This window comes from Pseudoalteromonas sp. GW168-MNA-CIBAN-0100, from assembly GCF_040309225.1.
GTDB lineage: Bacteria > Pseudomonadota > Gammaproteobacteria > Enterobacterales > Alteromonadaceae > Pseudoalteromonas > Pseudoalteromonas arctica.
The window spans coordinates 1-261 of the sequence record NZ_JBEOOL010000719.1; the positions used below are offsets into that span (position 1 = coordinate 1).

1 pseudogene is annotated in these 261 nt (G+C 39.8%); it reads right to left on the reverse strand.

Annotated features, from left to right (window positions below):
* A pseudogene (locus AAEY62_RS23160) lies at positions 1 to 261 on the reverse strand (two pore domain potassium channel family protein); the annotation flags it as partial.

Here is a 261-nt window from a genome sequence, read left to right on the forward strand (position 1 = left end):
GCATTCTACATTTTGGCAATGCTCTAATAGCATATCTACTTTTGTTTCATCTAAAAAATGCGCGCTTATATGGCAATCATCTTTAACTAAACGGCTAATGCGCAATGCGGTAGTAAAGGTTTGATCGTCGTCTTGGCCGTCAATAATCACTTTATCGGCGTAGCTTATAGCTACACGTTTTAGCTCCTCTAAATCGGTAAAGCTACTTAACCGCACAAAGTCGACACTTTCGTTACTTAAAAATGGGTGCTCCATTTGCTC